At 71.0% G+C, this 8587-nt stretch carries 8 protein-coding genes; 7 read left to right on the top strand and 1 reads right to left on the bottom strand.

Annotated features, from left to right (window positions below; all coding sequences use genetic code 11):
- Positions 1-212: 212 nt before the first annotated feature.
- Positions 213-1592, bottom strand: coding sequence for an MFS transporter (locus ACFWMR_RS41495; RefSeq protein WP_449224354.1), 1380 nt, complete (start codon positions 1590-1592; stop codon positions 213-215).
- 55 nt (positions 1593-1647) lie between these two features.
- Between ACFWMR_RS41495 and ACFWMR_RS41490 the strand changes: the two genes are divergently transcribed.
- The 7 genes from ACFWMR_RS41490 to ACFWMR_RS41460 are packed head-to-tail and all read left to right on the top strand — an operon-like array spanning position 1648 to position 8340.
- Positions 1648-2133: a MarR family winged helix-turn-helix transcriptional regulator gene (locus tag ACFWMR_RS41490; RefSeq protein ID WP_093938430.1), complete on the top strand. Its 486-nt coding sequence runs from the start codon at positions 1648-1650 to the stop codon at positions 2131-2133.
- A gap of 58 nt (positions 2134-2191) precedes the next feature.
- Positions 2192-3130 carry a hydroxymethylglutaryl-CoA lyase gene (locus ACFWMR_RS41485; RefSeq protein WP_378382363.1) on the top strand — a complete coding sequence of 313 codons (939 nt, stop codon included), beginning with the start codon at positions 2192-2194 and terminating at the stop codon, positions 3128-3130.
- Complete coding sequence (locus ACFWMR_RS41480; protein ID WP_378382362.1) at positions 3127-3846, top strand: enoyl-CoA hydratase/isomerase family protein; 720 nt, start codon at positions 3127-3129, stop codon at positions 3844-3846. Before ACFWMR_RS41485 ends, ACFWMR_RS41480 begins: the two co-directional genes overlap by 4 nt.
- Entirely contained in the window at positions 3843-5030 is a 1188-nt protein-coding gene (locus ACFWMR_RS41475; protein ID WP_378382361.1) for a CaiB/BaiF CoA transferase family protein, read from the top strand. The genes ACFWMR_RS41480 and ACFWMR_RS41475 overlap by 4 nt, the downstream gene beginning before the upstream one ends.
- Complete coding sequence (locus ACFWMR_RS41470; protein ID WP_378382360.1) at positions 5031-5789, top strand: enoyl-CoA hydratase/isomerase family protein; 759 nt, start codon at positions 5031-5033, stop codon at positions 5787-5789.
- Positions 5789-7390 (top strand): AMP-binding protein, encoded by a 1602-nt coding sequence (locus ACFWMR_RS41465; RefSeq protein WP_378382359.1) that lies wholly within the window; start codon positions 5789-5791, stop codon positions 7388-7390. Before ACFWMR_RS41470 ends, ACFWMR_RS41465 begins: the two co-directional genes overlap by 1 nt.
- The gene (locus ACFWMR_RS41460) at positions 7387-8340 is read left to right on the top strand and encodes an NAD(P)H-dependent flavin oxidoreductase (RefSeq protein WP_378382358.1); all 954 of its coding nucleotides are present in this window, start codon (positions 7387-7389) and stop codon (positions 8338-8340) included. The genes ACFWMR_RS41465 and ACFWMR_RS41460 overlap by 4 nt, the downstream gene beginning before the upstream one ends.
- Positions 8341-8587 lie beyond the last annotated feature (247 nt).

Raw genomic sequence — 8587 nt, 5'->3', positions numbered from 1 at the left:
CGAAAGTGGCTTTCGCAACGCACTACCGCCGGGGCCACACCCGGCGGAAGGCGATGATCCACACCAGGCCGTGAAGGCCTCCTTCCCTACCCTCAAAGTAGGGAAGGAGGCCTTCACGGACTTCGCCACCCGACCTGGCACCGCCGACTTTCGACCCTGCAGAACCCGAAACCCAGGAGGCTCACGACCACCCCCGGCCCGGCGCGCGAGGTTCACTTCTTCTCCTTGAGGTCACCCGCCCGGACGCCGACGAGGAGGACGACCACCGCGAGCAGCACGATCCCGCTGCTGATCTGCAGCCCGAGGGCGAGACTCCCGGTCGCGGACTGGATGAATCCGAGCAGCGAAGGCGACGCGGCGGCCGCGAAGGAGCCCATGGAGGTCACGACGGCGATTCCGGTCGCGGCCGCGCGGTCCGAAAGATAGATCGACGGAATCGAATAGAACACCGTCAAACCCGAGTAGTGCGCCGCCGCCAGGACGGCCAGCAGCACCACGACCGCGAAGACGTTGCCGTGGGAGAGGGAGATCGCGAACATCGCGAGAGCCGCGACGATCCACGCGGTGGCGGCGTGCCAGCGCCGTTCGAGGGTGCGGTCGGAATGCCGTCCGACGATCAGCATGGCGACGATCCCCGCCAGCGGCGGCACGGCGGAGAACAGGCCGAGGTTCAGCACGTCCCCCACCCCGGCGTCGGCGATGATCCTGGGCGCCCAGAAGGAAACCGCGTTCGCGAGGGTGTACGCGCCGCACGCGCACAGCCCGAGGATCCAGACCTTCGGGTCGCTCAGCGCCTCGCGAAGCCCGACGTGGGTCCGCGTACCGCCCGCGCCGCCCTTCAGCCGCTGATCGGCGTCCAGGTCTGCGCGGACCGCGGCCTTCTGCGCGGGAGTCAGCCACCGGACCTGCTCGGGCTCGTCGGCGAGGCAGAACAGCACGACGAGGGCGAGCAGGATCGGCGGGATCCCCTCGACGAGGAACAACCATTGCCAGTCCGCGAGGCCCCCGACCCCGCCGAGGCCGTGCATGATGCCGCCGGAGACCAGCGAGCCCACGATCCCGGAAACCGGCACCCCGATGAAGAAGATCGCGGTCATGCGGGTCCGGCGGGCCGACGGGAACCAGCGCGAAAGGTAGAACAGCGCTCCGGGGAAGAACCCGGCCTCGGCGACGCCGAGCAGGAACCTCGCCACGTAGAAGGTGTACTCGTCCTGGACGAACATCGTCGCCACGGTCACGACACCCCACGAGGCCATGATCCGCACCAGGGACTTCCGCGCGCCGATCCGGGCCATCAGCGCGTTGCTCGGGACCTCGAAGAGGATGAACCCGACGAAGAACACCGTCACGCCGAGGCCGTAGACCGCGGGGCCGAAGCCGAGATCGCGTTTGAGACCCTCCTGCGCGATCCCGATGTTCGTCCGGTCGATGAAGCTGACGATGTAGCAGATCACCAGTAGGGGCATGATCCGCAGCGCGATCGCCCGGTAGGTGGCCGGCCGGTCGACCGGCACGACGGACTGCTCAGTGGCTGGACTGGGATCGGCCACGGTCTTCGACTCCCTTGTCGGCGGCGGGGACCAGGCGAGCATGAGCCCTCATGTTGATAGTGTCAACACTTTGGTCTCGATGGGTAGGATGCCCGGCATGACCGAACGGCCGGACGGACACGAGCTCGTCCCGATCTCCCAGCTGCTCTCCTACCGACTCTCCCGCACGTCGGCCGCCCTGTCGCGTTCGGCGGCGTTGCGCTACCGCCGGGAGTTCGACGTGAGCCTCGGCGAATGGCGGGCCATCGCCCTCATCGCCGCCGACCCGACCCTCACGCTCAACCGGCTCGCCCGCCGGGCCGGCCTGGACAAAGCGCAGATGAGCAGGGTCGTTGCGAAGCTGGTCGAGCGCGGTTTGGTGAACCGCACGGCAGCGTCGGGCCGCACCTCCCGCCTCGCGCTGACCGAGGACGGGCTCACCGTGTACCGCGGCCTCATCGTCGCGGCGAACGAGCGCGACGCCGCCTTCCTCGGCCTCCTGACCTCCGCCGAGACCGAAATCCTCGAACGCGCCCTGGACAAACTCGCCGACGCCGCGCTCGTCGTCGAACAGGAGGAGCGCGAGCGTGACACGAAACCCTAAGTGTTGACATTATCAACTGTCGGCGGGTAGTTCTGGAGTCACCGGAGGAGGTGACTCGATGACCGACGGGGTCACGATTTGTGAGTGCTTCGCCAGGGACGGGCTGCAACACGAGCCCGCGTTCGTGCCCACCGCGACCAAGGTCGCCCTGCTGGAAGGTTTCGTGCGCGCGGGGTTCACCCGCGTCGAAGCGACGAGCTACAGCCACCCGGAGCGGGTCCCGGCGTTCGCCGACGCGAGCGAGGTGCTCGCTTCCCTCGGCCACCGGCCGGGCGTGGCCTTCAAGGCGACGTGCCCCAACCCCCGCGCCGTGTCGCGCGCGCTGGCCGACCTCGATCGCGGCGCCGGGGCTCAAGAGCTGAGCCTGCTGGTCTCGGCCAGCGAGAGCCACACCGAACGGAATCTGCGCACCACGCGCGCCGCCCAATGGGAGCGGGTCGCGGAGATGATCAGGTTGGCGGACAAGCGTTTCCGCCTGATCGGCGTGGTGTCGGTCGCGTTCGGCTGTCCCTTCGAGGGCGCTGTCGACCCGGGCCGGGTCGCCGAGGACGTCGCGCGGTTCGCCGACCTCGGCGCCGACGCGGTCACCCTGGGCGACACCACCGGGGTGGCGACGCCGAAGACCGTGGCCGCCCTGTTCGAGCGGCTCGGCAAGGCCCATCCCGGGCTTCCGCTGATCGCGCACTTCCACAATTCGCGGGGCGCGGGCATCGCCAACGCGGTGGCCGCGCTGGACGCGGGCTGCCGCCATTTCGACAGCGCGATGGGCGGGGTCGGCGGCCATCCGGCGTCGATCGGCTACGGCGCCGGGCTGACCGGGAACGTCTGCACCGAAGACCTCGTCGATCTCTTCCACGCGATGGGTGTCCGAACAGGACTGGACCCCGACGCGCTCGCCGAGTCGTCCGCCGCCTGTGAGAAAGCACTCGGCCGCCCGCTGCACAGCATGGTCGCGCGAGCCGGTTTCGCCCGCACACAAGGAGAAAGCCGACGATGAGCCTGCTCACCGAGGACCGCGGCCAGGTCCGGATCCTCACTCTCGACCGGCCAGCCAAGCTCAACGCGCTCGACACCGCCCTCACCCGGGCGTTGCGGGACGCGCTCGACGACGCCGATCTCGATCCCGGTGTCCGCGCCGTGGTGCTCACCGGCAACGGCCGCGGATTCTGCGCGGGCGCGGACCTTTCCGAGTTCTCCGGCCTCACCCCGGACAACCCCGGCGCGGTGCTGGAGCGAGCGGCGCTGACCGCCGCGCTGCAGACCCGGATGCAGCGGATGGGCACCCCGGTCGTCGCGGCCGTCCGCGGCGCGGCGGTCGGCGGCGGCGCGGGTCTCGCGATCGGCGCCGACATGGTCGTCGCGGGTACCGACCTGCGCTTCGGCTACCCGGAACTGCGTCACTCCCTCGTCCCGGCCCTGGTGATGACCGGCCTGGTGCGGCACCTGGGCCGCAAACTCGCCTTCGAGCTGATCAGCACCGGCAGACTGCTCACCGCGGCCGAAGCGTTCGAACACGGCCTGGTCAACCGGGTGGTCGAGGCGGAGGACGTCCTCCCCGCCGCGCTGGAGATCGCCACCGGATGGGCGGCGGTGGAACCACGGGCCCTGAGCGCCGCCAAGGACCTGTTCTACCGGGTCGCCGACCTGCCGACCGAAGCCGCCATGCGCGCCGGACAGGACGTCAACGCTCTGATGCGGGGGTTCCGCAAGTGACACCGCCACTCGAAGGCATCACCGTGCTCGACTTCTCCCGGGTGCTGGCGGCTCCGATGGCCACGCAGATCCTCGGCGAACTGGGCGCGACGGTGATCAAGGTCGAACGTCCGGGGTCCGGCGACGAGACCCGCGGCTTCGAACCCCGGCTCCCCGCCGGGGAAAGCGCGTACTTCTTCGCCGTCAACCGGGGAAAACGCTCGGTGACCCTCGATCTGAAGGACACGCGCGGCCGCGACGCCGCCCGACGGCTCGCCGCCCGGGCCGACGTCGTCGTGGAGAACTTCCTGCCCGGCACCATGGACCGGCTCGGCCTCGGCTACGACGAACTGGCCGAGGGCAACCCCGGCCTGGTGTACGTGTCCGCCACCGGGTTCGGGCAGACCGGCCCGGACCGCTCCCGCAAGGGTTACGACACCGTCTTCCAGGCCCTGTCCGGGATCATGGCGATGACCGGCGAACCGGACGGCCCGCCGGTCAAGACCGGTGTCCCGGTGGCGGATCTGACCTCGGGGCTCTGGGTGGTCATCGCCGCGCTGACCGGGCTGGCCGGCCGGAGCGCGACCGGGCGCGGGCGCCACCTGGACGTGTCCATGATGGACGTCCAGCTCAGCCTGCACGCGCTGAACGCCGCCCGGCTGTTCGCCCTCGACGAGGATCCGGCGCGGACCGGCAGCCAGCATCCCGGTCGCGTCCCGTCGGCCGCCTTCGAGGCCTCGGACGGGCGCTGGGTCCACATCAGCTGCAGCGACCAGCACTGGGACCCGCTGTGCCGGGTGCTCCGCCTCGACGAACTCGGTTCCGACGCCGCGCTCCGCCACAACGCCGGGCGGGTCGCCCACCGGGACCGGGTGATGAGCGCGCTGCGCGAGGCGATCGGCGGCCGCGAAAGCGGTCGGCTGGTCGAGGAGCTGCGGGCGGCCGACGTACCGGTGGGCGAGGTACGCGGCGTCCGCGACGCCTTGGCCGATCCGCACGCGCGGGCGCGTGGTGTCGTCGGTGCCTTCTCGCATCCCACCGAGGGCACGTTTTCCGCGATCCGAACCCCGTTGCGGGACACCGGGGCGGAGCCCCACGACCTGGCGAGCCCGCCGTTGCTGGGCGCCGACACCGAGACCGTGCTCGCGGAAGCGGGCTTCGCCCCGGCCGAGATCGACGCGCTGTGCCGTGAAGGAGTGATCTGAGTGGACGAGCGGATCCGGCTCGACGTCTCCGACGGGATCGCCCGGGTACAGCTGGCCCGCCCGGATGCCCGCAACGCCGTGGACCTGCCTCTGTGCCTTCGGCTGCGTGAGGTGTTCGACGAGATCGACGCCGACGAGTCGGTCCGCGTCGTCCTGCTCTCCGGGCAGGGGCCGGTGTTCTGCGCCGGCGCCGACCTCAAGGAACGCGCCGGCAAGGACGCGTCGTGGGTACGCCGCCGTCGAACGGCCTCGTTCGCCGCCTACGCCGCGATCGCGGCCTGCCGTCGTCCAGTGGTGGCGCTGGTGCACGGGGCCGTCGTCGGCTCGGGTGGCGAGATCACCCTCGCCGCCGATTTCGCCATCGCCGCCGAGGGCACCACGTTCCGGTTTCCCGAGCCGCACTGGGGCACGATCGGGGCCACCCAACGGCTGCCGAGGGCGATCGGACCGCGCCGCGCCAAGGAACTGCTGTTCACCAATCGCCCCGTCTGCGCCGAGGAAGCCCGGGATCTCGGGTTGGTCGTCCGCGTCGTTCCCCCGGCGGAGCTGGCCGACGTCGGGGACGCCACGGCGCGGGACATCACCAAGGCCCCGCCGGGGGCCATCGCGCTGACCAAACGCGCGGTGGATCTCGGCACCGAAACCGATCTCGACCGCGGCATCCGCATCGAAATGGCCGCGATCGAGCAGAATCTGGGTACCGGCGACTGGCGTGAGGGCATCGACCGCTTCTCGGCCACCGGCAAGGAGGCAGAGTGATGGACCCGCGCACCGCCTGCCCGCTCACGGCGCACGAGGCGCTGGAGCGCGCCGCGCTGACGGCGCCGGACGTCGAGGCCGTCGTCACCGCCGAATCCCGCGTCACCTACGGCGAACTCGCCCGGAACGTCGCGCGGATCAGGGCCGCGCTCGCGGCGCACGGCGTCGGGCGGGGCGACCGCGTCGGCGTCTGCCTCGGCAACGGTCCCGACTGGGTCGCCCTGTTCGTCGCGATCGGCTCGCTCGGCGCCGTCACCGTTCCCGTCAACACCCGGTGCACCGCCGGTGAAGTGCGGTACATGCTGGCCAAGGCGAAGGTGTCCACGCTCTTCGTCGCGGACCGCGTGCTTCGCGTCGACTTCGTCGCGATGCTGCGCGAACTGGGTCTCGACTCCGACGGACGCTGCGCGTCGTTGCCCGACCTGACCTCCGTGGTGGTGCTGGGCGCCGACGTGCCGGACGGCGTGCTGCCCTGGACCGCGTTCCTCGCCGCCGCCGGTGACGACGTCCCGGCCACCGCGGAACCGGACGACATCCTGCTCGTGCAGTACACCTCGGGGACGACGGCCCGGCCGAAAGGTGTCCTGCTCACCCATCGGAACATGTGCGCGAACGCGTACTTTTCCGGTGCCCGGATAGGGTTCCGCCCCGCCGACCGCTTCCTCAGCGCCCGCCCGTTCTTCCATGTCGCCGGGAGCACCTTGTCGGTGCTCTCGAGCCTGCAGCACGCCATCACCCTGGTGGCCATGGCCAAATTCGAGGCTTCCGAGGCCTTGCGGCTCTTGGAAAAGGAGCGCTGCACCCATTTTTCGGGCAACGACACCATCGCGATGATGTTGCTGAACCACCCTGACCGCGCGACGCGCCAAGTCCACCTGCGCGGCGCCTGGGTCGCGGCGTCGCCGACGGTGATCCGGCGGGTGATCGACGAACTCGGCGCCCGCGAATGCGTCGCGGGATACGGCCTGTCCGAAGCGTCGCCGAACGTCGCGCAGTCGTGCTGGTGGGAACCCGAGGAGCTCCGGGCCTCCGGCGCGATGGCCGTCGAACCCGGGGTGGAGGTCCGCGTCCGCGCGCTCGACGGCGATCACGACTGCGCGCCGGGCACCCCGGGCGCGATCCTCGTCCGCGGCTGGAACGTCATGCGGGGCTACCTCGACGATCCCGCGCAGACCGCCGCCGCGATCGACGCGGACGGCTGGCTGTCCACCGGGGACGTCGGCCTGCTCGACGATTCCGGCAGGCTCCACTTCATCGGGCGCACCAAGGACATCATCCGAGTCGGCGGGGAGAACGTCGCCCCCGCCGACGTCGAAGACGTGCTGCACAGCCATGTCGCGGTCCGGCAGGCCGCCGTGGTCGGGGTGCCGCACGAGCGGCTGGTCGAGGTGCCGTTCGCTTTCGTGGTGCTGCGTGAACCCGGCGCGGTCACCGAGGAAGAGCTCCTGCGGTGGGCTAAGGCCAACATGGCGGGTTTCAAGGTGCCCCACCATCTCCGGATCGTCGACGGCTTCGAAGGCATCGGCATGACCGCGAGTTCGAAGGTGCGCAAGAACCAGCTCGCGGAACACGCCCGCACCCTGCTCGGGCCCGTCCGATGAGGCGGATCGCGACCCCGGTCACCACCCTGCTGGACATCGATCTGCCGATCGTGCAGGCCGGGATGTCGTGGGCGTCGTCGTGCTCGGCCCTGCCGCTGGCGGTGAGCAACGCCGGCGGGCTCGGCGTCGTCGCCGCCGGGCCGATGCGGCTGCCGGACCTGGCCCGCACCCTCGACGAGATGGCCGAGGGCACCGAGTCACCCTGGGCGGTGAACCTGCCGCTGTACCGGGCGGGCGCCGAGGACGTGATCGACCTGCTGATCGAGCGCCGCCCGCCGGTCCTGATCGCGTCACAGGGCGGGCCGCGGCGCTATCTCGACCGCTTCCACGACGTCGGGACGACCTGCCTGCACGTGGTCGCCGGAACCGAGCACGCGAAGAAGGCCGTCGACGCCGGTGTCGACGGGCTCGTCGTGGTCGGCGCCGAGGCGGGCGGGCATCCGCCGCCCGGTCTCGTCACGACGCTGATCCTCACCCGCGCCGTCGCCACCGCGGTGCCGGACACCCCGATCGTCGCGTCCGGCGGTCTCGCCGACGGCGCGGGCCTGGCCGCAATGCTCGCGCTCGGCGCGGGAGCCGCGCAATTCGGCACCCGCTTCCTCGCCAGCGCCGAAGCCACCGTCCACCCGGACTACAAGGCCGCCGTGGTCGCCGCCGGGATCGAGTCGACCCGCACGGTCGGCCGGGACCTCGGCCTGATCCGTGCGCTGGCCAACGACTTCACCGACCGGATGACCGAACTCGAGAACTCCGCGGCCGACCTCGAACGGCGTCGCGACGCGTTCACGGCCTCCTCGCTCCGGGACGCCGCGCTCGACGGGGACCTGAAGAACGGCAAGGTCGAAGCGGGTCAGTCGGCCGGGCTGGTGACCGACGTCCTGCCCGCGGCCGACATCGTGCGGCGGATCGCCGAGGAGTACGAGGCCGCGGTCGCGCGGCTGCGCTCTTGACGCGGGGACTCGTCAGAGGTGTCCGCTTGCGCGGAACTCACGTGATCAGAAACGGATCTCGCGTGCTTGGAGGCGGAACTCGCGAGATCCGTCTCCAAGCACGCGAGATCCGTCTCCAAGCACGCGAGATCCGTCTCCAAGCACGCGAGTTCGGCGTCTGATCACACGAGCCCACGCCCTGCCTGGGCCCGCGAACCCGCTTCGCCACCACCGCGGCCCTCTGGCTGAGTACATGAAGGCCCCCTTC

It is taken from the genome of Amycolatopsis thailandensis, from assembly GCF_042723255.1.
In the GTDB taxonomy this organism is placed as follows: Bacteria; Actinomycetota; Actinomycetes; order Mycobacteriales; family Pseudonocardiaceae; genus Amycolatopsis; species Amycolatopsis thailandensis.
Note: the sequence above shows the minus strand (reverse complement) of the source record. Positions and strands in the feature narration are given on the sequence as shown.